The sequence below is a fragment of the Roseomonas sp. GC11 genome, from assembly GCF_024437745.1.
In the GTDB taxonomy this organism is placed as follows: domain Bacteria; phylum Pseudomonadota; class Alphaproteobacteria; order Acetobacterales; family Acetobacteraceae; genus Pseudoroseomonas.
The window spans coordinates 17105-42499 of record NZ_JANFNY010000042.1 but is presented as its reverse complement, the minus strand read 5'-3'; the positions used below and the strand labels follow the sequence as shown (position 1 = coordinate 42499).

The 25395-nt window shown below is 69.9% G+C and carries 21 protein-coding genes and 1 tRNA gene; 15 read left to right on the top strand and 7 right to left on the bottom strand.

Annotated features, from left to right (window positions below):
* The 6 genes from NON00_RS14265 to NON00_RS14240 form a co-directional block, all read left to right on the top strand.
* The coding region (locus NON00_RS14265; protein WP_256022278.1) for an EF-Tu/IF-2/RF-3 family GTPase at positions 1-672 on the top strand (672 nt) is incomplete at its 5' end.
* A 240-nt stretch (positions 673-912) separates the two neighbouring features.
* Positions 913-2016 (top strand): hypothetical protein, encoded by a 1104-nt coding sequence (locus NON00_RS14260; RefSeq protein ID WP_256022276.1) that lies wholly within the window; start codon positions 913-915, stop codon positions 2014-2016.
* Between the two features lie 138 nt (positions 2017-2154).
* Positions 2155-2231: transfer RNA gene (locus NON00_RS14255), tRNA-Trp, on the top strand.
* Between the two features lie 143 nt (positions 2232-2374).
* The gene (gene secE, locus NON00_RS14250) at positions 2375-2572 is read left to right on the top strand and encodes a preprotein translocase subunit SecE (protein ID WP_256022273.1); all 198 of its coding nucleotides are present in this window, start codon (positions 2375-2377) and stop codon (positions 2570-2572) included.
* A gap of 16 nt (positions 2573-2588) precedes the next feature.
* Positions 2589-3125, top strand: coding sequence for a transcription termination/antitermination protein NusG (nusG, locus tag NON00_RS14245; RefSeq protein WP_256022270.1), 537 nt, complete (start codon positions 2589-2591; stop codon positions 3123-3125).
* Between the two features lie 16 nt (positions 3126-3141).
* Positions 3142-3579 carry a DUF2062 domain-containing protein gene (locus tag NON00_RS14240; RefSeq protein ID WP_256022267.1) on the top strand — a complete coding sequence of 146 codons (438 nt, stop codon included), beginning with the start codon at positions 3142-3144 and terminating at the stop codon, positions 3577-3579.
* Between the two features lie 130 nt (positions 3580-3709).
* On the opposite strand, the gene NON00_RS14235 is transcribed toward NON00_RS14240, so the two are convergent.
* From NON00_RS14235 to NON00_RS14220, 4 genes are read right to left on the bottom strand one after another with little or no spacing between them, the layout of a single operon-like run.
* A complete protein-coding gene (locus tag NON00_RS14235; RefSeq protein ID WP_256022264.1) occupies positions 3710-4573 on the bottom strand; it encodes an HlyD family secretion protein in 864 nt (287 codons plus the stop codon).
* Positions 4570-4779 (bottom strand): DUF1656 domain-containing protein, encoded by a 210-nt coding sequence (locus tag NON00_RS14230; protein WP_256022262.1) that lies wholly within the window; start codon positions 4777-4779, stop codon positions 4570-4572. Before NON00_RS14230 ends, NON00_RS14235 begins: the two co-directional genes overlap by 4 nt.
* Positions 4776-6818 carry an FUSC family protein gene (locus NON00_RS14225; RefSeq protein WP_256022259.1) on the bottom strand — a complete coding sequence of 681 codons (2043 nt, stop codon included), beginning with the start codon at positions 6816-6818 and terminating at the stop codon, positions 4776-4778. The genes NON00_RS14230 and NON00_RS14225 overlap by 4 nt, the downstream gene beginning before the upstream one ends.
* Before the next feature lie 2 nt (positions 6819-6820).
* Positions 6821-7369 (bottom strand): MarR family winged helix-turn-helix transcriptional regulator, encoded by a 549-nt coding sequence (locus NON00_RS14220; RefSeq protein ID WP_256022256.1) that lies wholly within the window; start codon positions 7367-7369, stop codon positions 6821-6823.
* A 366-nt stretch (positions 7370-7735) separates the two neighbouring features.
* On the opposite strand from NON00_RS14220, the gene rplK reads away from it, so the two are divergent.
* The 9 genes from rplK (at position 7736) to NON00_RS14175 (ending at position 20926) form a co-directional block, all read left to right on the top strand.
* Positions 7736-8170 (top strand): 50S ribosomal protein L11, encoded by a 435-nt coding sequence (gene rplK / locus NON00_RS14215; RefSeq protein ID WP_256022254.1) that lies wholly within the window; start codon positions 7736-7738, stop codon positions 8168-8170.
* Between the two features lie 3 nt (positions 8171-8173).
* A complete protein-coding gene (rplA, locus tag NON00_RS14210; protein WP_256022252.1) occupies positions 8174-8869 on the top strand; it encodes a 50S ribosomal protein L1 in 696 nt (231 codons plus the stop codon).
* Positions 8870-9183: 314 nt separating this feature from the next.
* A complete protein-coding gene (rplJ, locus tag NON00_RS14205) occupies positions 9184-9708 on the top strand; it encodes a 50S ribosomal protein L10 (protein WP_256022250.1) in 525 nt (174 codons plus the stop codon).
* A 102-nt stretch (positions 9709-9810) separates the two neighbouring features.
* The gene (gene rplL / locus NON00_RS14200; protein WP_256022248.1) at positions 9811-10188 is read left to right on the top strand and encodes a 50S ribosomal protein L7/L12; all 378 of its coding nucleotides are present in this window, start codon (positions 9811-9813) and stop codon (positions 10186-10188) included.
* Positions 10189-10388: 200 nt separating this feature from the next.
* On the top strand, positions 10389-14573 hold the full coding sequence (gene rpoB / locus NON00_RS14195) for a DNA-directed RNA polymerase subunit beta (protein ID WP_256022245.1): 4185 nt from the start codon (positions 10389-10391) through the stop codon (positions 14571-14573).
* 85 nt (positions 14574-14658) lie between these two features.
* Complete coding sequence (gene rpoC / locus NON00_RS14190) at positions 14659-18924, top strand: DNA-directed RNA polymerase subunit beta' (RefSeq protein WP_256022242.1); 4266 nt, start codon at positions 14659-14661, stop codon at positions 18922-18924.
* A 193-nt stretch (positions 18925-19117) separates the two neighbouring features.
* A complete protein-coding gene (locus tag NON00_RS14185; RefSeq protein ID WP_256022239.1) occupies positions 19118-19426 on the top strand; it encodes an RNA-binding S4 domain-containing protein in 309 nt (102 codons plus the stop codon).
* 233 nt (positions 19427-19659) lie between these two features.
* Positions 19660-19992 (top strand): ferredoxin FdxA, encoded by a 333-nt coding sequence (gene fdxA, locus NON00_RS14180; RefSeq protein WP_256022236.1) that lies wholly within the window; start codon positions 19660-19662, stop codon positions 19990-19992.
* Positions 19993-20347: 355 nt separating this feature from the next.
* A complete protein-coding gene (locus NON00_RS14175) occupies positions 20348-20926 on the top strand; it encodes a CarD family transcriptional regulator (RefSeq protein ID WP_256022232.1) in 579 nt (192 codons plus the stop codon).
* A gap of 188 nt (positions 20927-21114) precedes the next feature.
* Here NON00_RS14175 and NON00_RS14170 read toward each other — a convergent pair whose 3' ends face one another.
* The 3 genes from NON00_RS14170 to NON00_RS14160 form a co-directional block, all read right to left on the bottom strand.
* Positions 21115-21900: a Bax inhibitor-1/YccA family protein gene (locus NON00_RS14170; protein ID WP_256022229.1), complete on the bottom strand. Its 786-nt coding sequence runs from the start codon at positions 21898-21900 to the stop codon at positions 21115-21117.
* Positions 21901-22028: 128 nt separating this feature from the next.
* Positions 22029-24659, bottom strand: a complete 2631-nt coding sequence (locus NON00_RS14165) for an ABC transporter permease (protein WP_256022226.1) — start codon at positions 24657-24659, stop codon at positions 22029-22031.
* The gene (locus tag NON00_RS14160; protein WP_370688720.1) at positions 24656-25378 is read right to left on the bottom strand and encodes an ABC transporter ATP-binding protein; all 723 of its coding nucleotides are present in this window, start codon (positions 25376-25378) and stop codon (positions 24656-24658) included. Before NON00_RS14160 ends, NON00_RS14165 begins: the two co-directional genes overlap by 4 nt.
* Positions 25379-25395 lie beyond the last annotated feature (17 nt).

Below are 25395 nucleotides of genomic sequence, written 5' to 3'. Positions count from 1 at the left end.
TCGGCGCTGTGCGCGCTGGAAGACAAGCAGCCGGAGCTGGGCGAGCAGGCGATCCTGCAGCTGATGGCCGAGGTGGATCGCTACATCCCGCAGCCGGAGCGTCCGAAGGATCTGCCGTTCCTGATGCCGATCGAGGACGTGTTCTCGATCTCGGGCCGTGGCACGGTGGTGACCGGCCGCGTCGAGCGTGGCATCGTGAAGGTCGGTGAGGAAGTCGAGATCGTCGGCCTGAAGGCGACGGTGAAGACGACGGTGACCGGCGTCGAGATGTTCCGCAAGCTGCTGGACAGCGGCGAGGCGGGCGACAACATCGGCGCGCTGCTGCGCGGCACGAAGCGCGAGGATGTGGAGCGCGGCCAGGTTCTGGCCAAGCCCGGCTCGATCACGCCGCACACGAAGTTCAAGGCTGAGGCGTATATCCTGACGAAGGAAGAGGGCGGCCGCCACACGCCGTTCTTCACCAACTATCGCCCGCAGTTCTACTTCCGCACGACCGACGTGACGGGCGTGGTGCAACTGCCGGAAGGCGTGGAGATGGTGATGCCGGGCGACAACGTCGCCATGGACGTCGAGCTGATCGCGCCGATCGCCATGGACCAGGGCCTGCGCTTCGCCATCCGCGAGGGTGGCCGCACGGTCGGCGCCGGCGTCGTCGCCCAGATCATCGCCTGATCCAGGCCGCGCGCGGCACTTCCCCCGGGGAGTGCCGCGACGCGGGAAGAAGCCCGCCTCGCCGCCCCATCCGGGGCTGGCGGGCGGGCTTTTTTCATGCCTTCCGCCTCTCCCTCTCCCTCTCCCTCTCCCTCTCCCTCTCCCTCTCCCTCTCCCCTGGGCTGCCGCTCCTTCGGGGCGCCCTTGCATCCCGGCGGCGGCTGCGCCTTCATCCGCCGGCACGGGCGATGAGCAGGAACGATGCCGCTTGAAGACCCCAAGGCGATGGACTTCCCCAGCCTCGCCGCCTTCACCGAGGCCTATTACAGCGGCGCCTTCCGCCGGCTGGTGAAGAAGCTGCTGGTCGATGGCTGGCTCTGCGAGGAGCCGCTGCCCTATCTGCGCTTCCTGCAACTGGTGCTGCGGCCGCGCTGGAGCCTCGCCTGGCGGCCGCACGCGCCGGAATTCGCGGCGATGCGCGATGGCCTGATGCGCGTGCTGGAGCAGGCCCAGGCGCCGCTGCTGCTGCACCCGCCGCAGGAGGAGCCGGGCGGCGGCGAGGACACCATCCACATCAGCTGGCACACGCTGGGCCGCAGGCCGCGCACCTGGCACTACAAGGCGGCCTATCTGCCGCACCGGCTGCATTTCGAGCGGGATGGTTTTTCCGGCTCCTCCGAACTCTGCCGCCTGCCGTTGAAGGACATCACCCGCGTGCCGGCGCCGCTGGCCGGGGCGCACCACGCCGCCCTGCTGCGCGACTACGCGGCGGCCGGCCTCTCCAAGCACGCGCAGAACCCGCAGGCGCCGCCGCCGCGCGCGGAGGATTTCGTCTTCGTGCCGCTGCAACTGCCCAATGACTCGGTCATCGGCTTCAAGCGCTTCGAGGCGGATTACGTCACCGGCATGCGCACCGCCATCGAGGCGCTGGCCGCCGCCGGCCTGCCGGTGGTGGTGAAGCGCCACCCGCATTGCCAGGACCGCGCGGTGGAGCGGCTGCTGGCGGGCTATGCCGGGCACCCGCGAATCGAGGTCAGCGAGGCCTCGGTCCATGTGCTGCTGCCGCGCTGCCGCTGCGTGGTGACGCTGAATTCCGGCGTGGGCTTCGAGGCGCTGGTCTATCTCCGGCCCGTGGTGACGCTGGGCCGCGCCGATTACGGCCGCGCCGGGGTGGAACTGGACGACCCCGCCGGCGCGGCGGAGGCGGTGTGCCAGGCCGTGGCCGGGCAGGATACGCTGCTCGTCCGGCAGATGGTCTTCACCGCCACGGAGCGCTTCCAGATCGACACGCGCTCCGGGCGGGCCTTCCAGCGGCAGGTGCTGCGCGCCCTTTGCCAGCACGCGATGGAGCGGCCGGAGCGCTGAGCGCGCCATCCCGCGCAGTTTCCTGGAAAGCCTGGGGAAAAAGGGCGGGAAAGGCGGGCAAAAGGCCGGGCCGGGCTCTCTGGACATCGCCGGCCAAGTCAACTATAGACGCCTCCTCGCGCAGCGATGGCGCAGCGCAGGGGCGTAGCTCAATTGGCTAGAGCGCCGGTCTCCAAAACCGGAGGTTGGGGGTTCGAGACCCTCCGCCCCTGCCAGCCGCCCAGGGATCTTGCCCTGGCCTTCGCCGTGCGCGGCCGGGTCTTGCGGGGTGGCTCCGGTCCGGATGCCGCCCGCGAAGCGTTTCCCCACGGACCATTCCGGTCAGCCACCAGTCCGGCAACCAGTTAGGGTAGCGATTTTGGCGAAGCTCGATCCCGCGCTGTTCATCCGCGATGTGCGGCAGGAGGTGGCCCGAGTCACCTGGCCGTCGCGCAAGGAAACGCTGATCACCACCGGCCTCGTCCTGGCGCTGTCCGCCGTGGCCGCGGTGTTTTTCCTGCTGTCCGACAAGCTCATCCAGTTCCTGGTGAGCCTGCTCTTTGGCTTCGGTGCCTGAAGGCGGAGCGAGATCCATGGCCGACATGAAGTGGTACGTCGTTCACGTCTATTCGGGCTTCGAGAAGAAGATCGCGCAGCAGCTCAAGGAGCAGGCGGCCCAGAAGGGCCTCGCCGACCAGTTCGGTGACATCCTCGTCCCCTCCGAGGAGGTGACGGAAGTCCGCCGTGGCCAGAAGATCAGCTCCGAGCGCAAGTTCTTCCCCGGCTATGTGCTGGTGAAGATGAAGATGTCGGACGAGGCGTGGCACCTGGTGAAGGACACGCCCAAGGTCACCGGCTTCCTCGGCGCCCGCAACAAGCCCAGCCCGATCTCCGAGGCCGAGGCCCTGCGCATCGTGCAGCAGGTGCAGGAAGGCGTGGACAAGCCCAAGCGCCCCGCCGTCGTCTTCGAGGTGGGCGAGCAGGTGCGCGTGGCCGATGGCCCCTTCACCAGCTTCAACGGCACGATCGAGGAAGTGGACGAGGAGCGCGGCCGCGTGAAGGTCTCCGTCTCCATCTTCGGCCGCGCCACGCCGGTCGAACTGGAATACGCCCAGGTCGAGAAGGTCTGAACCCGGAGCCCGCGCCATGCTGCAAAAGGCGCGGGACCATTGGCGGAGGCTGCTGGCTTCTCCGGGCGGCGCGGGTCATGTGGCCCGCGGCATCGGCGCTGGCGCTGCCGCCGCCATGCTGCCCGCCTTCGGGCTGCATCTGATCTTCGCCGGCGGCTTCGCCCTGCTGCTGCGCGGCAGCCTGCCCGTCGCCGCCGCCAGCTGCGTCGCCCTCGGCAATCCCCTGACCCATGCCGTGCTGCTGCCCGCCGAATTCGCCCTCGGCCGGGTGCTGCTGCCGCCCCGCTTCGAATTCCTGCCCGAGCATGGCCCCGCCTGGCTGCTCGCCGCGCTGCCGGCGGCGGAGGAAACCGTGGCGGGGGGAATCGTGCTGGCGATCCTCGTGGGGGTGGCGGCCTATTGGGCGGCCAGCCGGGCGCTGCGGGGTGGCGCCTCTACCCCGGATCCCCGGTAATGTTCTTTGGGGAGGCTCCGCCTCCCCAAACCCCTCCGCCGGGGTGGCACGGCCACCCCGGACCCCGCGATCTGATGGCGGGGTCCGGGGGGACCCTGTCCCCCCGGCGGGGTGCGGGGCGGAGCCCCGCTTAAGGTGCCACCACGCTCACCGTGGCCGTCAGCCCCGGAATCAGCCGCACCCCCTGCGGCAGCGGGTCCAGCGCCACGCGCACCGGCACGCGCTGCGCCAGCCGCACCCAGGAGAAGGTCGGGTTCACATTGGCGATCAGGCCCGAGGTGCGGTCGCGGTCCTCGATGCCCCCGGCGATGCTCTCCACATGCCCACTCAGCGGCGTGTCCTGCCCCATCACGGTGATCCGCACGCGGTCCCCGGGGTGGATGCGGGCCAGCTTGGTTTCCTCGAAATAGCCCTGGACATGCAGGCTGGCGGCATCGACCAGCGCCATCACCGCGCTGCCGGCCGCGACATAGGCGCCGGGGCGCAGCGTCAGGTTGGTGATGGTGCCTTCCGCCGGGGCGCGGATCTCGGTGCGCTCCAGGTTCAGCCGGGCGACATCGCGCGCTGCCTCCGCCTCGTGCAGGGCGGCCTGGGCCGTGGCGGCATCGGAATGCGCCTGGTCCTGCCGCTGCTGGGAGACGATGCCGGTGTCCAGCCGGTCATAGCGCCGCTCGTCGCGCCGGGCGCGATCCAGCGAGGCGGCGCGGCTTTCCACCACGGCTTCCGCCTGTTGCAGCGCCAGGGTGAAGCGCGTGCGGTCCAGCCGGAAGAGCGGCTGGCCGGCTTGCACCCGGGTGTTGTCCTTCACCAGCACCTCGGCGACGAAGCCTGAGACATCCGGCGCGACGCCGATGATATCGGCGCGGACACGGCCATCCCGCGTCCACGGCGCCTCCATGTAGTAGCGCCAGAGCTGCCAGCCCGTGAGCGCCGCGGCGGCGACCAGCAGCAGCGTGACCAGGATGCGGGTGAGGGTGGCGAAGAGGGGCTTCATCGGGGCAGGCTTTCACCAAGGGCGGCGACCCCGCCCAGGACCAGGAGGAACAGCGCGAAGTCGAAAAGCGGTGCGTGCCAGACCAGGCGGTAGGCGCCGGCGGCCTGGAGCAGCCGGCGCAGCAGCGCCACCACCGGCAGGGCCAGCACCGCCCAGACCAGCAGCGCCGGCAGGTAGATGCCGTAGAGGTCGATCTCGGCGATCATGCGGGCAGGCTTTCGGCGGGCGTGGGGGAAGGGGGCGGGAAGGGCGAGGGCGCCTCGGGCAGCAGCGCCAGCCGCAACCCGCTGAGCGACAGGGCGGCGAGGCGCGCGGCGCGCTCCGGCAGGGCGAGGCAGGCGGCCAGGGCGGCATCCAGCCGCGCGCGCAGCGCCTCGGGCGGGATCTGCCCGCGCGCCTCGGCGGCGACGGCGCGCAGCGCGGCCTCCAGCGTGGCGCGCGTGGCCTCGGGCAGGGCGGGCATCTCCCGCCGCAGCCGCAGCACGTTCAGCGCCGCGCGCAGGTCGGCGAGTTCGGACACCGGCACGGTGCGCGCATCCACCGCCTGCAACCGCGCCGCCAGGGCCTCGAAGCGGTCGAGCATGACATTGAGCAGGCGGCGCAGCTCGGCCGGGGCCTGGCCCTCGGCGAGGCGGGCGAGGTCCAGCCGGTCCGCCCGCGCCAGCCGCGCCACGCGCCAGCCGACGCCGAAGGCGCGCAGCAGCCGCGCCGTCAGCAGCGCCAGCAGCAGCCCGCCAATGGTGGCGAAGCCGCCATCGGCATAGCCGGCGAAATCGGCGCTGTAGGTCTCCTGCAGGTTGATCACGGCGGGGATGGTGACGGTGCAGGCCAGGGCCGGGGCCATCACCGCCGGCTGCGGGATGAGGGCGGCGGTGGGCAGGTAGAAGGCGGCGAGCACCAGCAGCAGCGGCAGGAAGCCATCGATCCGCGGCAGGATGGCGAACTGGTAGAGCCCGGCGACCAGCACGGCGATGATGGCGCCCTGGATGAACTTGCGCAGGGCCGGGGCGGGGTCGTCCAGCTGGGCGAAGATGCAGAGGGCGACGCCGCCCATCATCGCCAGGCTGGCGCCGTGCGACCAGCCGGTGCCGATCCAGAAGGCGCCACCGATCAGGATGGCCAGCGCCGCGCTGCCGCCGGAGAGGGCGACCAGCAGCGGGTCCACATGGCCGGGCGGGCGGTCATCGAGATCCGGGGCGGGGGTGCCGGCCTCGCCGGCCTGGAGGCGGGCGGTCAGCACCACGCTTTCGCGCCAGTGGTCGAGGAGTTCGCGCAGGCGCTCCACCAGCCCCTCCCGCAGCAGGGCGGCCCAAGGGTCCGGTACCTGGGGGGCGGTGCGGGCGGCCTCCTCCAGCCGGGCTTCCAGGCGGCGGGCGCCCATCAGCCGGGCGGCGTCGGGCGGGTTGCCGGCGCTCTCGGCCAGCCAGGCGGCGAGGTCGGCCAGCAGCGGCGCCAGGGCGGCGGCGGCGGCGGGGTCGCGCGTGGCGAGGGCGCGGCGGCGCTCGCCGATGGCGGTGAGCAGGGTGGGCAGGGCGCGGGCATGCTCGTGCAGCCGCCCGGCCCAGAGCAGGGCGGCGCCGCGGCCGCGCGCCTCGTAGCGCGCCTGCTGGAACAGGGTGGCGAGGGTGGCGCCATCGCGCGCCACGCGGCGGCGCTCGGCGGCGAAGCGGGCCGGGTCATGCGCGCCGCCCAGGCTGTCCGCGCCGAAGCGGGCGAGGTCGGCCAGCCAGACGCGGCTGGCGGCCAGCAGGCGCGGCGCGCCATGCTGCGGGAAGAGCACGGTGTGCATCAGCCAGGCGCAGAGGATGCCCAGCCCGATCTCGATCATGCGCGAGATGGCGGTATCGAACACCGTCCCCGGCTGATCGACGATGGGGAAGCAGATCAGCGCCGCCGTGTAGCCGGAGAGCATGAAGCCATAGGCGCGCGGCGTCGGGTCGTAGAGCGAGGCGGCGAGGCAGAGCCCGACCCAGAGGGCGATGGCCAGCACGAAGAGCGGCGGGGCCGAGCCCAGCGCCGGCAGGGCGAGGATGGAGAAGATGCCGCCGCAGAGGGTGCCGACGAGGCGCCACACCGCCCTGGCCCGCACCGCCCCGGCGGTGGGCTGGGCGACGATGTAGACGGTGGCCATGGCCCAGTAGGGCCGCGAGAGGTCGAGCGAGAAGGCCACCCAGAGGGCGAGCGCGGCGGCGGCGAAGCTGCGGGCGGAGAAGAGCCAGTCCGCCAGGGAGGGCCAGCGCGGCATGGTCAGGCGCGCTCCGGCGCGGGGCTGCGGGGGTGGGCGGCCGGCGTGCGCTCCTGCGGCCGGGCGAGTCGCGCGCTGATGCCGAGGAGGACGCGCAGCGCGGCGTGGACATCCTCCGGCGCGGCCGTGGCCAGCAATTCGGCGCGGAGCTGGTCGAGCAGCGCGGTGGCCTCGGCGGCGACCAGGGCGCCGCGTGGCGTCAGGTGCAGGTGGCGGGCGCGGCGGTCGGCCGGGTCGGGCCGGCGCTCGACGAGGCCGGCGGCGCCGAGCTGGTCCAGCAGGGGCACCAGGGAGGGCTGCTCGATGCTGAGGGCGGCGGCCAGGGTGGCCTGCCGGCAGCCTTCCCCGGCATGGCCTTGCAGCAGGAGCAGGGCGGTGGCCGTGGCGTGGCTGAGGCCGAGCGGCGCCAGCCGCAGATCCGCCTCCCGCCGCCAGGCGCGGGTGACGCTGATGAACAGCCCGCCGAAGCGGCGGAATGTTTCTGCCAGATCCGGGGTGGGCGGTTCCGGTGGCGGCGAATCCGGCGGAAGGGGAGGAGGTGCGGCGGGCATGGGGAAATAGATAGCCCCCTAATTATTAGCCTCCAGTGAAAACTCCTGCCACCCTGCCATGGCCTTGGCGCATGGGCGTCGGGTGCGCCCCTGACGGAAAAGGTTTTTTGGTTCTTTTTTGCAAAAAAGAACGCCTCTTCTGCCTGGCCTCCACCCGGTTTCCGCGCGGTGGGCAGCCATGCGCGTGCCGGGGATGAAGATCGTCTGGACTCTCGCGCGGCGGCCCTGTATAGGCGCGCCTCCGCCGCCATCCCGCCTGCCGCGCGCTGTTGCGTGCCCGGAAGGGTGCGGCGTTTTCGTCAGGGACGCGGGAGGCCCGGCCAGGGCCGACAGCACCGCGCGCCTCTGAGAGCAGAGGAAGTCATTATGGCTAAGAAGATCGTCGGCTACATCAAGCTGCAGATCCCGGCCGCCAAGGCGAACCCGTCGCCGCCGGTCGGCCCCGCGCTGGGTCAGCGCGGCCTGAACATCATGCAGTTCGTGAAGGAATTCAACGCGGCGACGCAGCAGATGGAGCCCGGCACCCCGACGCCGGTCGTCATCACCGCGTATTCGGACCGCACCTTCTCCTTCATCACGAAGACGCCCCCGAACACCTACTTCCTGCTGAAGGCGGCGAAGCTGGAGAAGGGCAGCCAGACCCCGGGCAAGGGCGGCGTGATCGGCCGTCTGACCAAGTCTCAGCTCCGCGAGATCGCGAAGGTGAAGATGAAGGACATGAACTGCACGGACATCGAGGCCGCGGTTCGCATGCTCGCTGGTTCCGCCCGCTCGATGGGCATGTCCGTGGTGGAGGGCTGATCCATGGCCAAGCAGGGCAAGCGCCTGAAGGCGATCTACGCCAGCGTCGACCGTGACAAGCTCTACCCGCTGGTGGACGCCATCGGCACGGTGAAGTCCAACGCCAAGGCGAAGTTCGACGAGACCGTCGAGATCTCGATGAACCTCGGCATCGACCCGCGCCATGCCGACCAGATGGTGCGCGGCCTCGTCGGCCTGCCGCACGGCACCGGCAAGACCGTGCGCGTGGGCGTCTTCGCCCGCGGCCCGAAGGCGGAGGAGGCCAAGGCCGCCGGCGCCGACGTGGTGGGCGCGGATGACCTCGCCGCCCTGGTGCAGGAAGGCAAGATCGAGTTCGACCGCTGCATCGCGACGCCGGACATGATGGGCTTGGTCGGCCGCCTGGGTAAGATCCTCGGCCCGCGTGGCCTGATGCCGAACCCCAAGCTCGGCACCGTGACCATGGACGTCAAGGGCGCCATCGCCGCCGCCAAGGCCGGCCAGGTGGAGTTCCGCGCCGAGAAGGCCGGCATCGTGCATGCCGGCATCGGCAAGGCCTCCTTCAGCGCCGAGCAGCTGATCGAGAATGCGCGCGCCTTCATCGAGGCGATCCAGCGCGCCAAGCCGACCGGCGCCAAGGGCACCTATGTGAAGAAGGTCGCCGTGTCCTCCTCCATGGGCCCCGGGCTCAAGGTGGACGTGGCCACCCTCTCGGCCTGAGCCGGGGGTGATGAGATACGCGCCGCCCTCGCAGGAGGGCAGGCGCGGGCAAGGGGAAGGGGTTCGCTCCTTCTCCTGACACCTGTCAGAGAACGCATGTGGCCCGATCAGGGGCCTTAAGGGGGCGCTGCCCCGCAGGCGTGAGATGGGGATGCCGAGAGATGCAGGCCGTTTCCGCCGCGCGCGGGACGGCGTGATGCTTGGTCTTCCGCAGACTCAGACAGGCGAACCGGGGTGCGTCCATCCGGGCGTGCCCCCGTGTGAACCGGCCGGGGCCCTTCCAAAAGGCACCGGTCACCGTGTGGAGACGGGAGTTGGATCGTACGGAGAAGCGTGCGTTCGTGGCCTCCCTCGCGACGGTGTTCGCCGAGACGAACTTCGTGCTCGTCGCCCAGAACAAGGGCATGACGGTCGCGGATGTTTCGAATCTGCGTCGCCAGATGCGGGCGGCGGGCGCGACGTATAAGGTCGCGAAGAACCGGCTGGCCACCCTCGCCCTCGACGGCACCCGCTTCCAGGGCATCTCGCCGCTGCTGAAGGGCCCGACCGCGCTTGCGTGGTCGGCCGACCCTGTGGCCGTGGCGAAGACCGCCGTGGAGTTCGCCAAGGGTAACGACAAGTTCGTGATCCTGGGCGGGGCGCTCGGCACCCAGGTCCTCAACGCCGATGGCGTGAAGGCCCTGGCTGCGCTGCCCTCGCTCGAAACCCTGCGCGCGCAGCTGGTGGGTCTTATCCAGACCCCCGCGACGCGTATCGCCGGCGTGCTTCAGGCGCCCGGTGGTCAGGTGGCTCGGGTGCTGGCGGCTTACGCCAAGAAGGACGAGGCGGAAGCGGCCTGAGGGCCGTTGCCACCGATCGCGGAAGACCCCCGGTGGGCCAGCCTATGCCAACCGGGGATTGCATTCATCACGCCAAGCGATTACATCGAAGGATAGAAAACCATGGCCGATCTCGCGAAGCTGGTTGACGAGCTGTCCAGCCTGACCGTTCTGGAGGCTGCCGAGCTCTCGAAGCTGCTGGAAGAGAAGTGGGGCGTCTCCGCCGCCGCTCCGGTGGCTGTTGCCGCCGCCCCGGCTGCTGCCGCTGCCGCTCCGGCTGCTGAGGAGCAGACCGAGTTCACCGTCATTCTGGCGAACGGCGGCGACAAGAAGATCAACGTGATCAAGGAAATCCGCACCATCACCGGCCTGGGCCTGAAGGAGGCCAAGGATCTGGTCGAGGGCGCGCCGAAGACCGTGAAGGAAGGCGTCTCCAAGGACGAGGCCGCGAAGATCAAGAAGGTCCTCGAGGAGAACGGCGCCAAGGTCGAGATCAAGTGAGGCCCTCCGGTGGCGTGGCGCTCCCCGGAGCGCCGGCCGCCGGGTGTGGCTGAGCGTGATACGACGCACAGCGAAACGGGCGGGGACCCCCTCGGGTCCCTGCCCGCGACTGCGTTGCGGGCGGCTTGGTCGCCGCGCGTGATGATCGGGTACCCGCCGGCCGGGGCGGTTGGGCCGGAGCGAAGGGAAGCAGGACGGGCATGAACGCGATCACGAAGTCGTTCACCGGGCGGAAGCGCATCCGGAAGTCTTTCGGGCGGCTGCCCGAGGTGGCGCCGATGCCGAACCTCATCGATGTGCAGCGCGCCTCCTATGAGGCCTTCCTGCAGATGGGGGTCGATCCGGATGCCCGTACGAATACCGGGCTTCAGGAAGTGTTCAAGTCGGTCTTCCCGATCGACGATTTCGCGGGCCGGGGCCGCCTGGAGTTCGTCCAGTACGAGCTCGAAGAGCCCAAGTATGACGTGGAAGAGTGCATCCAGCGCGGGCTGACCTTCGCCGCGCCGCTGAAGGTGCGCCTGCGCCTGATCGTCTGGGACGTGGATGAGGACACCGGGTCCCGCTCTGTCCGCGACATCAAGGAGCAGGATGTCTACATGGGCGACATGCCGCTCATGACGGACAACGGCACCTTCATCATCAACGGCACCGAGCGCGTCATCGTCTCGCAGATGCACCGCTCGCCGGGCGTGTTCTTCGACCACGACAAGGGCAAGACGCACTCCTCGGGCAAGTATCTCTTCGCCGCGCGCGTCATCCCCTATCGCGGCTCCTGGCTGGACTTCGAGTTCGACGCCAAGGACATCTGCTACGTCCGTGTTGACCGGAAGCGCAAGCTGCCCGCCACGACGCTGCTCTATGCCCTGGAGTCGGCCCATACCGAGAAGCTGCGCGCCGAGCGCGGCGATGCGGCGCTGGAGCCGGGCGAGGTCCGCGGCATGGATGCCGAGGAAATCCTCAACACCTTCTATGGCCAGGTGGTGTTCAGCCGCGGCCAGAAGGGGTGGAGCCGGCCCTTCGAGCCCGAGGCCTTCCGCGGCATCAAGCTGCTGGAGAACCTCGTGGACGCCGCGACGGGCGAGGTGGTGGCCGAGAAGGACACCAAGATGACCCCGCGCGCCGCCCGCAAGATCGCCGAGGGCGGCACGAAGGAAGTGCTGGTCGGCCGCGCCGATCTGCTCGGCCGCTACGTGGCCGAGGATCTGGTGGACCACAACACCGGCGAGATCTGGGCCGAGGCCGGCGATGAGCTGACCGAGGCGAAGCTCTCCGCCATCGAGCAGGCCGGCATCGACGCCCTGCCGACGCTGGCGATCGACCAGACGGTGGGCCCGTGGCTGCGCAACACCCTGGCGGTGGACAAGAACAGCGCCCGGGACGAGGCGCTGATGGACATCTACCGGGTGATGCGCCCGGGCGAGCCGCCGACCCCCGAGACCGCCGAGGCGCTGTTCAAGGGCCTGTTCTTCGACGCCGAGCGCTACGACCTCTCCACGGTCGGCCGCGTCAAGATGAACATGCGCCTGGGCTTCAGCCTGGAGGATGTGCCGGACCACATCCGCGTGCTGCGCAAGCAGGACATCATCGCGACGGTCCGCACCCTGCTGGAGCTGAAGGACGGCAAGGGCCAGATCGACGACATCGACAATCTCGGCAACCGCCGGGTGCGCTCGGTCGGCGAACTGATGGAGAACCAGTACCGCGTCGGCCTGCTGCGCATGGAGCGCGCGATCAAGGAGCGCATGGGGTCGGTCGATATCGACACCGTCATGCCGCATGACCTGATCAACGCGAAGCCGGCCGCCGCCGCGGTGCGCGAGTTCTTCGGCTCCTCGCAGCTGTCGCAGTTCATGGACCAGACCAACCCGCTGTCGGAAGTGACGCATAAGCGCCGCCTCTCGGCGCTTGGCCCGGGCGGTCTGACCCGCGAGCGCGCCGGCTTCGAGGTGCGCGACGTGCACCCGACGCATTACGGCCGCATCTGCCCGATCGAGACGCCGGAAGGCCCGAATATCGGCCTGATCAACAGCCTCGCCACCTTCGCCAAGGTGAACAAGTACGGCTTCATCGAGACGCCGTACCGCCTCGTGAAGGACGGCAAGATCACCGGCGCGCCGCGCTACCTCTCCGCCATGGAGGAGGAGAAGCTCGTCGTCGCCCAGGCGGATGCCGAGGTCGACAACGAGACGGGCGAGTTCAAGTCCGACCTCGTCTCCGTGCGCCAGGGCGGTGACTTCCGCCTGGTGAAGCCGGAGGAGGTGACGGCGATCGACGTCTCGCCGAAGCAGCTGGTTTCCGTCGCCGCGGCGCTCATCCCGTTCCTGGAGAACGACGACGCCAACCGCGCGCTGATGGGCTCCAACATGATGCGTCAGGCGGTGCCGCTGGTCCGCTCCGACGCGCCGCTGGTGGGCACGGGCATGGAGGCCGCGGTGGCCCGCGACTCCGGCGCGACCATCGTGGCGCGGCGCGGCGGCGTGGTGGACAGCATCGACGGCGCCCGCATCGTGGTGCGCGCGACGAGCGAGGAGGATGGCACGACGCGCGGCGTCGACATCTACCGCCTGCGCAAGTTCCAGCGCTCCAACCAGAGCACCTGCATCAACCAGCGTCCGCTGGTGAAGGTGGGTGACCAGGTGGCGGCGGGCGACATCATCGCCGACGGCCCCTCCACCGAGCTGGGCGAGCTGGCGCTGGGCCGCAACGTGCTCGTCGCCTTCATGCCGTGGAATGGCTACAACTTCGAGGACTCCATCCTCATCAGCGAGCGCATCGCCAAGGATGACGTCTTCACCTCGATCCATATCGAGGAATTCGAGGTGATGGCCCGCGACACCAAGCTGGGCCAGGAAGAGATCACCCGCGACATCCCGAATGTGGGTGAAGAAGCCCTGCGGAATCTCGACGAGGCCGGCATTGTCTATGTCGGCGCCGAGGTGAACCCGGGCGATATCCTTGTGGGGAAGGTCACCCCCAAGGGCGAAAGCCCGATGACGCCGGAAGAAAAACTGCTGCGCGCCATCTTCGGCGAGAAGGCCTCCGATGTGCGCGACACCTCGCTCCGCCTGCCCCCGGGCACGACGGGCACGGTGGTGGATGTGCGCGTGTTTAACCGCCGCGGCGTCGACAAGGACGAGCGCGCCATGGCGATCGACCGCGCCGAGATCGAGCGCCTCGCCAAGGACCGTGACGACGAGAAGGCCATCCAGGAGCGCAGCTTCCATTCGCGCCTGCGCGAGAAGCTGCTGAACCAGAAGGCCTCGGGCGGCTTCAAGGGCGTCAAGGCGGGCACCCAGATCACCGATGAGGTGCTGGACCAGTTCGCCAAGGCCACCTGGCGCCAGATCGGCGTGCAGGACGACGCCGTGATGGTCGAGATCGAGGCGCTGAAGCGCGAATTCGACGCCGCCGTCGAGAAGCTGCAGAAGCGCTTCGAGTCCAAGGTCGAGAAGCTGCAGCGCGGCGACGAGCTGCCGCCCGGCGTGATGAAGATGGTCAAGGTCTTCATCGCGGTGAAGCGCAAGCTGCAGCCGGGCGACAAGATGGCCGGCCGCCACGGCAACAAGGGTGTCGTCTCCCGCGTCGTGCCCGTCGAGGACATGCCCTTCCTGGAGGATGGCACCTCGGTCGACCTCGTGCTGAACCCGCTGGGCGTGCCCTCGCGCATGAACGTGGGTCAGATCCTGGAGACGCATCTGGGCTGGGCCTGCGCCAATATCGGCAAGTCCATCGGCGAGCTGGTCGAGGATTACCGCCGGGCCGGCGCGGCGCGCGAGGCGCTGCTGGAGAAGCTCCGCGATGTCTATGGCGATGAGATCTATGGCCGCGACATCGAGGACATGTCCGAGGACCAGCTGATCGAGCTGGGCGAGAATCTGCGCAAGGGCGTGCCCATCGCGACGCCGGTCTTCGACGGTGCCCGCATGTCGGACATCGAGCGGATGCTGGACAAGGCGGGGCTCGACACCTCCGGCCAGAGCCGCCTGATCGATGGCCGCACCGGCGAGTATTTCGAGCGCAAGGTGACCGTCGGCTACATCTACATGCTGAAGCTGCACCACCTGGTCGACGACAAGATCCACGCGCGCTCGATCGGGCCTTACTCGCTCGTCACCCAGCAGCCGCTGGGCGGCAAGGCGCAGTTCGGTGGCCAGCGCTTCGGTGAGATGGAGGTCTGGGCCCTGGAAGCCTATGGCGCCGCCTACACCCTGCAGGAAATGCTGACGGTGAAGTCGGACGACGTGTCCGGCCGCACCAAGGTGTACGAGGCCATCGTGCGCGACCAGGACAGCTTCGAGGCCGGCATCCCCGAGTCCTTCAACGTGCTCGTGAAGGAACTGAAGTCGCTGGGCCTGAATGTGGACCTGGAGAACCGCGCGGCGTGACCGTCTCGCCTCGCCCGAACCATTTTTTGCTCAGCCGCGCCGGGGTTGCCCCGGCGCGGCGGCCTCACCTTGAGAGGACGGCCGCATGAACGAGCTGATGAAGATCCTGGGCCAGACCGGCCAGGCGATGACGTTCGATCAGATCAAGATCACCATCGCCAGCCCGGAGCAGATCCGCTCCTGGTCCTATGGTGAGATCAAGAAGCCCGAGACGATCAACTACCGCACCTTCAAGCCGGAGCGGGACGGGCTTTTCTGCGCGCGCATCTTCGGTCCGATCAAGGACTATGAGTGCCTGTGCGGCAAGTACAAGCGGATGAAGTTCCGCGGCATCATCTGCGAGAAGTGCGGCGTCGAGGTGACGCTGGCCAAGGTGCGCCGTGAGCGCATGGGCCATATCGAGCTCGCCTCGCCGGTGGCGCATATCTGGTTCATGAAGAGCCTGCCTTCGCGCGTTGGCCTGATGGTCGACATGTCGCTGAAGGAACTGGAGAAGATTCTCTACTTCGAATCCTACGTCGTGCTGGAGCCGGGTCTGACCGACCTGAAGCTGCACCAGCTGCTGACGGAGGAGCAGTACGTCTCCAAGCAGGACGAGTTCGGCGAGGACGCCTTCTCCGTCGGCATCGGGGCCGAGGCGGTGAAGCAGATGCTCGCCGCCATCGAGCTGGAGAAGGAGAGCGAGCGGCTGCGCGCCGACCTCAAGGACACCACCTCCGAGGCCAAGCGCAAGAAGCTCGTCAAGCGCCTGAAGATGATCGAGTCCTTCCGGGAGGGCGGCGCCCGTCCGGAGTGGATGATCCTCGACGTCGTGCCGGTCATCCCGCCCGAGCTGCGCCCGCTGGTGCCGCTGGATGGCGGACGCTTCGCGACCTCCGACCTGAACGACCTCTACCGCCGCGTCATCAACCGCAACAACCGCCTGAAGCGGCTGATCGAGCTGCGCGCGCCGGACATCATTGTGCGCAACGAGAAGCGCATGCTGCAGGAGTCGGTGGACGCGCTGTTCGACAATGGCCGGCGCGGCCGGGCGATCACGGGGGCCAATAAGCGCCCGCTGAAGTCGCTCTCCGACATGCTGAAGGGCAAGCAGGGCCGCTTCCGCCAGAACCTGCTCGGCAAGCGCGTCGACTATTCGGGCCGTTCGGTGATCGTCGTCGGTCCCGAGATGAAGCTGCACCAGTGCGGCCTGCCGAAGAAGATGGCGCTGGAGCTGTTCAAGCCCTTCATCTACTCGAAGCTTGAGAAGTATGGCCACGCCACCACCATCAAGGCCGCCAAGCGGATGGTGGAAAAGGAGCGTCCCGAGGTTTGGGACATTCTGGAAGAAGTCATCCGCGAGCACCCGGTGATGCTGAACCGGGCGCCGACGCTGCACCGCCTCGGCATCCAGGCCTTCGAGCCGGTGCTGGTCGAGGGCAAGGCGATCCAGCTGCACCCGCTGGTCTGCACCGCCTTCAACGCCGACTTCGACGGCGACCAGATGGCCGTGCACGTCCCGCTGAGCCTTGAGGCCCAGCTGGAAGCGCGCGTGCTGATGATGTCCACCAACAACATCCTCAGCCCCGCCAACGGCAAGCCGATCATCGTGCCGAGCCAGGACATCGTCCTCGGCCTCTACTACCTCTCGCTGGAGACGCCGGAATTCCGCGCCGCCGCGAAGGAGCTGGAAGAAAACCGGGCGCTGATCCGCGCCGCCGAGCAGAAGGGCGGCAAGGATCTGAGCCCGGCGGAGATCGCCGCGCTCAACCACCGCCCGCATGTCTTCGGCGATCTGGGCGAGGTGGAGCAGGCGCTCGCCTCGGGCGCCATCACGCTGCACACGGCGGTGATGGCCCGCGTGCCCGGCCCGACGGTGCAGAACCCGAAGCGGACGGAGACGGTGCTCACCACCGCCGGCCGCATGATGATGGGCGCCCTGCTGCCGCGCGACCCGCGCACGCCCTATGCCCTGGTGAACCGCCAGCTCACCAAGAAGTCCATCTCGGACGTCATGGACGCGGTGTACCGCCATTGCGGCCAGAAGGAGTCGGTGATCTTCGCCGACCGCCTGATGGCGCTGGGCTTCCGTCAGGCGGCCAAGGCCGGCATCTCCTTCGGCAAGGATGACATGGTCATCCCCGATGAGAAGGAAGGCCTGATCGCGCGCACCAAGGCCGAGGTGAAGGAGTTCGAGCAGCAGTATCTCGACGGCCTCATCACCGCGGGCGAGCGCTACAACAAGGTCGTCGACGCCTGGTCGCGCTGCACCGACGAGGTTGCGGGCGCGATGATGAAGGAGATCTCCAAGCAGGAGGTGGGCAAGCCCATCAACAGCGTCTGGATGATGTCCCATTCCGGCGCCCGTGGCTCGCCGGCGCAGATGCGCCAGCTCGCCGGCATGCGCGGCCTGATGGCCAAGCCCTCGGGCGAGATCATCGAGCAGCCGATCATCGCCAACTTCAAGGAAGGCCTGTCCGTCCTGGAGTACTTCAACTCGACCCACGGCGCCCGCAAGGGCCTCGCGGACACCGCGCTGAAGACGGCGAACTCCGGTTACCTGACCCGCCGCCTGGTGGACGTGGCGCAGGACTGCATCATCGTCGAGGTCGATTGCGGCACCGAGCGCGGCATCACCGTGCGCGCCGTGATGGATGGCGGTGAGGTCGTCTCCTCGCTCTCCGAGCGGATCCTGGGCCGCACCGTGCAGCGCGACATCTTTGACCCGACCACGGGCGAGCTGCTCTATGCGCGCAACACGCTGATCCAGGAGCCCGAGGCGGAGCGCATCGAGAAGGCCGGCGTCGAGGAAGTCTATATCCGCTCCGTGCTGACCTGCGACGCGCGCTCGGGCGTCTGCGGCCACTGCTATGGCCGCGATCTGGCGCGCGGCACGCCGGTCAATATCGGTGAGGCCGTGGGCGTCATCGCCGCCCAGTCGATCGGCGAGCCGGGCACGCAGCTGACGATGCGCACCTTCCACATCGGCGGCGCGGCGACGCGTGGCGCCGAGCAGTCGGCGGTCGAGGCGACCGGCGACGGCACGGTGGTGGTGCTCAACCGCAACGTCGTGGCGAACAGCCAGGGTGCTGCGATCGTCATGGCGCGCAACTGCGAGATCGTGCTGAACGACGGCAATGGCCGCGAGCGCGCCCGCTACCGCGTGCCCTACGGCGCCAAGCTGCTGGTGCAGGAGGACGGCCTGGCCGTCACCCGCGGCCAGAAGCTGGCGGAGTGGGACCCCTTCACCCTGCCGATCATCACCGAGAAGAGCGGTACCGTCGAATATGCCGACCTGATCGAGGGCGTGACCCTGGTCGAGCGGCAGGACGAGGTGACGGGCCTCTCCTCCAAGGTGGTGGTGGACTACAAGCAGGCCGCCAAGGGCGCCGATCTGCGCCCGCGCATCATCCTGAAGGATGAGCGCGGCAATATCGTGCGCCTCGCGAACGGTGCTGAGGCCCGCTACTTCCTCTCCCCCGACTCGATCCTGTCGGTGGACAATGGCGCCACGGTCCAGGCCGGTGACGTCGTGGCCCGCCTGCCGCGCGAATCCTCGAAGACCCGTGACATCACCGGCGGTCTGCCGCGCGTCGCGGAGCTGTTCGAGGCCCGCCGGCCGAAGGACCACGCGATCATCTCCGAGATCGACGGCCGCGTGGAGTTCGGCAAGGACTACAAGGCCAAGCGCCGCATCCTGGTGGTGCCGGAGCAGGTGGGCGACGAGCCGCCGGTGCCGCGCGAATACCTGGTGCCGAAGGGCAAGCACGTCTCGGTGCAGGAAGGCGACTATGTGAAGGCCGGCGACCCGCTCGTCGACGGCCCGCGCGTGCCGCACGACATTCTGCGGGTCCTCGGCGTCGAGGCGCTGGCGAACTACCTGGTGAATGAGATCCAGGACGTCTATCGACTGCAGGGCGTGAAGATCAACGATAAGCATATCGAAGTGATCGTTCGCCAGATGCTGCAGAAGGTGGAAATCCTCGATCCGGGCGACACCACCTTCCTGGTGGGCGAGACGGTCGAGCGCATCGAGTTCGAGATGGAGAACGAGAAGCTGCTCGCCCGCAAGGAGCGCCCGGCGCGCGCCGAGCCGGTGCTGCAGGGCATCACCAAGGCCTCGCTGCAGACCACCAGCTTCATCAGCGCCGCCTCCTTCCAGGAGACGACGCGGGTGCTGACCGAGGCGGCGGTGGCCGGCAAGGTCGACTTCCTGGCGGGTCTGAAGGAGAACGTGATCGTCGGGCGGCTGATCCCGGCGGGCACGGGCTCGGTGATGAACCGCCTGCGCGCGCTGGCGGCCCAGCGCGACGGCCAGCGGCTGACCGGCCAGGGCGCGCTGCCCAAGCCGGGGGCCCAGGCGGCCGAGTGATCCGCGGCGGGGGGGGGGGGGGGGGGGGCGGGGCCCCCCCCCCCCCCCCCGCCGCCCCTCGCGCGACGACCGGCAGGAGCCGCGCTCCTTCTCCTTCGACGGCGGCAACGGCAAGTCGAAGGGCCCGGACCCGGACAGCCCCTTCGCCGTGCTGGCGCGGCTGAAGCTCGGCAAGGACTAAGGCCCGCCCGCCGTGCCGGAGACCGAGGACCGGGACTGGCAGCGACTCGACAAATGGCTGTGGTGCGCGCGCGTCGCCAAGACCCGCGCGGACTGCGCCCGGATGATCGAGCGCGGCCAGTTCCGCCTCAACCGCCAGCCGGTGGAAAAACCCCACGCCAAACTCCGCCCGGGCGACGTCCTCACCCTCGCCCTGGGCAGCCGGGAGGACGGCCAGATCCGCATCTGGCGCGTCCTCGCCCTGGCCGAACGCCGCGGCCCCGCCCCCGAAGCCCGCACCCTCTACGAAGATCTTTCTTCCGGGCTGCCGCTCCAGCGCTGAGAGGCGGGACACGGCACTCCACCGGAGCAGCCCCGGCGCAGGAGCGCTGCCCGCGCTTCCCTCTCTGGCGGCACTCCGGCCCAGTGCCGCGTCCCACCGCCCCACGCTGGAGCGGCAGCCTGAAAAAAACGCTGGAGCGGCAGCCCGAAAGAAGGGTTGCCTGGGGGAGCGGGAGGGGCCATTTCTCGCGCGCGCGAGATACCCCCACACGGCGCACAGAGGGACACCGGACCGTGGCTTACGTCGTCACCGAGAACTGCATCCGCTGCAAGTACATGGACTGCGTCGAGGTCTGTCCGGTGGATTGCTTCTATGTCGGCGAGAACATGCTGGTCATCCACCCGGATGAATGCATCGACTGCGGCGTGTGCGAGCCGGAATGCCCGGCCGAGGCCATTTTCCCCGACAGCGACGACAAGTCGACCGACTGGGCCGAGCTGAACCGCACCTATTCCCAGCAATGGCCGAACATCACCCGCAAGGGCGAAGCCCCGGCCGATGCCGAGGAATGGAACAGGAAGCCGGGCAAGAAGGCGCTCTTCGACCCCAACCCCGGCACGCCCTGAGGCGCGCCAGCGCCCGCCGGCTTCGGCCCGCCCCCCCTCCGCCTGCCCTGCCCCCGGCCGCCCCCGGGGCAGCGCAGCGATTCGGCCCAGGGTGACGAAGGGCGTTTTTTGTGCTATGCAAGCCGCTCGGTGAAAGAGCGGCCGGTTTTCTGCTGCCTTTCGCTTCCCGGGTGCGTGATGCGTCAGACCGGCCCGGTCCCGGCCGGAATGGTCGCTCTCCCCCGCACCCTCGGTTCGCAGGAGTTCAGAGCGGATGAAGCCACCCGCCGGCGCGAAATCCCCCATCAAGCAACCCGAGCCGGCCGCGGCCGAATCCCGAACCTCCCCCCGCAGCTTTCCCGGACGGCGTCCTGGCATGGCAGAAACCCAGTCTCCCTCCCCCACCGAAGGCGTCGCCGCCGGCCCGGCCCGGCCCGCGCCGCCGCCCAAGCCCCTCGGCAACCCCGGCACCGATTTCAAGGCGGGCGACCATGTGGTCTACCCGACCCACGGCGTCGGCCAGGTCCAGGGCATCGAGGCCATGTCGGTGGCCGGCACGGAACTGAAGGTGATCATCGTCACCTTCGAGGAAAACCGCATGACCCTGCGGGTGCCGCTGAACAAGGCGGCCTCCTCCGGCCTGCGCAAGCTGGCCAATACCAGCATGATGGGCGAGGCACTGGAAACCCTGAAGGGCCGCGCGCGCATCAAGCGCACCATGTGGTCCCGCCGCGCCCAGGAATACGAGCAGAAGATCAACAGCGGCGACCCCGTGCAGATCGCCGAGGTGGTGCGCGACCTGCACCGCAACGCCGGTCAGCCGGACCAGTCCTTCTCCGAGCGCCAGATCTATGAACTGGCCATGGACCGCCTCGCCGCCGAAGTCGCGGCGATCGACGGCACGGACAAGAACGCGGCCATGAACAAGCTGCTGGAACATCTGAAGCAGGGGTGAAGGGCGGGAGGGCTCCTGCCCTCCCAGACCCAAACTGAAAGAAAGCTGGGAGGGCTCCGCCCTCCCAGACCCTCCGGCCGGGGGGACAGGGTCCCCCCGGACCCCGCCTTCAGAAAAAAGCCCCCCATAGAAAAAGCCCCCGGGGATCGCTCCCCGGGGGCCTTTTTGCGGGCGCTGGAGCCGCCGGCTCAGTCCTGCTGGCGGACGCCAACGAACTGCAGCAGCAGCTGGAACAGGTTGATGAAGTTCAGGTAGAGCGACAGCGCATCGAAGACGCCGCGCTTCGCCGCCTCATCCGTGCCCTCGGCATAGGCGTATTCCAGGTAGTCCGCCTTGATGCGCTGGGTGTCATAGGCCGTCAGGCCCACGAAGATCACCACGCCCAGCACGCTGATGGCGAAGGCCAGCGCCGAGGAACCGATGAAGATGTTGACCAGGCCGGCAATCATGATGCCGATCAGGCCCATCATCAGGAAAGAGCCCATCTTCGTCAGGTCAGACTTCGTGGTGTAGCCATAGAGGCTGACCGCCGCGAACATGCCCGCCGTGATGAAGAAGGTGCTGGCGATCGACGCGCCGACATAGACGCGGAAGATGTTCGCCATGCTTGCGCCCATCGCGGCACAGAACACCCAGAACAGCGCCTGCACCGAGGTCTTGCTCATCCGGTTGATGCCGAAGGAGAGGACCAGGACGAAAGCCAGCGGCGCGAACATGGCCGCATAGCCCAGGATGGTCGGCTGCGTCGCGATGCCGCGCGGGGTGCGCACCACCGTGTAGAACAGGTCCGCCGCCGCGGTGTTGGCGATCAGGAACGCCACGATCGCCGTCAGCAGCAGCCCCGACGCCATCCAGTTATAGACGCGGAGCATGTAGGTCCGCAGCCCGGCATCGATGGCGGCCGCGTCGGCGGTTGCCACGCGGCCCCAACCGGGCGCGCCCGTCGTGAAACGATAGTCGGGACCAGAGGCCATAGGGTTCAAGACTCCATCGCTGCGCGGGAGATCCGCGACTTGGGTATGATATATGGACTATCTGTAATCTGGTTCAACGAGAAAGAGCGACACCGGTCGCGCCTCAGAGCGGTTTTCATCCGGCGGCCTCACTCGTTGCGCAGCATCGGGGCGGGCCGGGCACGCAGCGCGAGGGCCGTGCCGGCATAGCCCAGAAACAGGGTCAAGGCCACGCAGCCCAGGATGGTGCCCGCCAGCGTCCCCGGCAGGAAGACCCATTCCGTCCGCATGACAAAGCGCGCCACGGCCCAGGAGGCGGCGCTGCCCGCCGCCGCCGCCAGCAGCCCGGCGGTCAGCCCGACCAGCCCGAACTCCACCATCCAGGCGGCGCGGATCTGCGCCCGCGTGGCCCCCACCACCTTCAGCACCACGGCATCGCGCAGGCGGCGGTGCTGGGTGGCGGCCATGGCCCCGGCCAGCACCAGGGCGCCGGCCAGCAGCGTCAGCCCCGCCACGGCGGAAAGCGCGACGCCCAGCCGCTCCAGCAGCCCCGCCACCGCCTCCAGCGCATCCCGCACGCGGATGCCGGAGACATTGGGGAAGGCATCGGTCAGCGCCCGCAGCACGGCGGCGTCCTGCGCCGGATCGTTGCGCAGGGTCGCGATATGGGTATGCGGCGCCGCCTCCAGCAGGCCGGGGGAGGCCACCAGCACGAAGTTCAGCCCCAGCCCCTGCCACTCGATCCGCCGCAGGCTGCTGATGCGGAAGCGCAGGTCGCGGCCCAGCACGTTCAGCGTCACCTCATCGCCCAGCGTCACGCCCCAGCCCTCGGCGATGCGGGCATCGAGGGAGAGCAGCGGCGGGCCGCGGTAATCCTCCGGCCACCACTGCCCGGCCACCAGCCGCGTGCCCTCGGGCGGGCGCGCGGCATAGGTCAGGCCCCGGTCGCCGCGCAGCGCCCAGGCGCTGTCCTCGGCCACCCTCATCTGCTCCACCGGCACGCCCTTCACGGCGACGACGCGGGCGCGCAGCGAGGGGACGCGGGTGACATCGGCCACCCCCGGCAGGGCACGCGCGGCGGCATCGAAGCGCGCCGCCTGGTCGGACTGGATGTCGATGAAATAGAAATTGGGCGCCGCCACCGGCAGCTGGTCGGAGAGCTGGCGGCGCAGATTGCCCTCGATCATGGCGACGGCGGAGAGCGTCGTCAGCCCGATGCCCAGCGCCACCAGCAGCAGCGGCGTGGGCGCGCCGGGCCGGTGCAGATTGGCGAGGCCAAGCCGCAGCGCCGGCCGCAGCGCCCTCCCCCCGGCACCGCCACGCAGGCGGCGCGCGGCCGCCATCAGCCCCCAGGCGCCCAGGCGGAACAGCCCGAGCGTGGCCCCGGCGGCGACGCAGAAGCCGAGCGCGAAGACCGGCTGCGCCGCCGTGCCCACCACCAGCGCCACCAGCACCGCCACCGCCGCCGCATTCGCCGCCCAAACCCGCCAGGAGGGGCGCGCGCGCGCCGCCTGCACCGTGTCGCGGAACAGCGCGGCGCCCGGGATCTCCCGCGCCCGCGCCAGCGGCCAGAGGGCGAAGGCCAGCGCCGTCAGCGCGCCATAGGCGGCGGCCAGGGCCAGCGGCAGCGGGTAGAGGCCGAGCCGCGGCGGCACCGGCAGCGCGCCGGAGAGCGCCTGCGCCGCCAGCAGCGTCAGCCCCTGCCCGGCGATGAGGCCGAGGACGATGCCCGCCGCCGCCAGCGCCGCCACCTGGATGAGGTAGGTGACGAAGATCACCCGCGCCGGCGCGCCCAGGCAGCGCAGCGTGGCGATGGTGCGGGCGCGCTGGTCCAGCCAGGCGCGCACCCCGGTGGCGACGCCGATGCCCCCCACCAGCAGCGCCGTCAGCCCCGCCAGGGTGAGGAAGGAGGCCGCGCGGTCCAGGAAGCGGTTGACCCCCGGCGCGGCGTCGGTGGTGGTGCGGATGCGCCAGCTGCCATCATCCGGCCCCGCCTTCAGGGCGCGCAGGAAGGCCGGGACATCCGCCCCCGGCGGCAGCGCCACGCGGTATTCGTAATAGATCAGGCTGCCGGGCTGGATCAGCGCGGTGCGCGGCAGGTCGGCCAGCGGGATCATGGCGCGCGGGCCGAGGATGGCGGGGCTGGCCACCTTGTCCGGCTCCACCCGCACGAGGCCGGCGAGGCGGAAACTGGCCTCGCCGAGGCGCAGCCGGTCCCCCGGCTTCAGGCCCAGGCGCTCCGCCACCAGCGGGTCCAGCGCCACCTCGCCGGGGGCGAGGCCGGACGCCGAAGCACCGGAGGGCGCGGGCGGGTCGAGTTCCAGCGCGCCCCGCAGCGGGTAGGCGCCATCCACCGCCTTCAGCTCCACCAGCAGGCGGTCGCCGCCGGGGGCGATGGCCATGGCACGCATCTCGACGATCTCGGAGAGGCGGGCGCCGCGCGCCGCGATCCAGTCCCGCGCCGCCTGCGGCATGGGCAGGGAGGCGATACGGATGGACACATCGCCGCCCAGGATGCGGGCGCCATCGGCGGCCAGCCCCGCCTCGGTGGCGGCGCGCAGCGTGCCGACGGCGGTGATGGCCGCCACCCCGAGGGCGAGGCAGGCCAGCACGATGCGCAGGCCGCGCAGCCCGCCGCGCAATTCGCGCCGGGCGAAGCGCAGGCCGAGCCCCAGCGTGGCCCAGGCGCCCAAAGAGGCCGGGCCCGCCCCGGCGGAGATCCCCGCCGGCGGCGCGCCGGGGGTGGGGGTGAGGCCCGCCGGGCTCCCCTCAGGGCTCATGGTGCCGCCACCTCGGCCAGCAGGCCATCGGCCATGCGCAGCCGCCGGCCACAGCGCGCCGCCAGCACCGGGTCATGGGTGATCAGCAGCAGGGTGGTGCCGAGTTCATCGCGCAGGCCGAAGAGCAGGTCCATCACGGCCTGGCCGGTGGCCTGGTCCAGATTGCCGGTGGGCTCATCGGCCAGCAGCAGGCTGGGCTCGCCCACCACGGCGCGGGCCAGGGCCACGCGCTGCTGCTCGCCGCCCGAGAGCTGGCCCGGATAATGCTCCAGCCGGTGGCCGAGGCCGACGCGGCCCAGCGCGGCGCGCGCGCGGGCGAAGGCATCCCGCCGCCCGGCGAATTCCAGCGGCACCGCGACATTCTCCAGCGCCGTCATGGTCGGCACGAGGTGGAAGGCCTGGAACACGATGCCGAGATGGTCGCGCCGGAAGCGCGCCAGCCCATCCTCGTCCAGCGCCGTCAGATCCTGGCCGGCGACGCTGAGCTGGCCCGATGTGGCGCGCTCCAGCCCCGCCAGCAGCATCAGCAGCGAGGTCTTGCCGGAGCCGGAGGGGCCGACCAGCCCCACCGCCTCCCCCCGCCCCAGGGTGAGATCGACACCGCGGAGGATGTTGACCTGCCCCCCCGCGGCCGCCACCTTGAGGGTCAGACCACGGGCCTCGATCAGGTTCGTGCCGCGTCCTGCCCCTCCGGGGGCGCTCGCAGCGGGAGAAGGCATGGCGTTGATGTCATCCG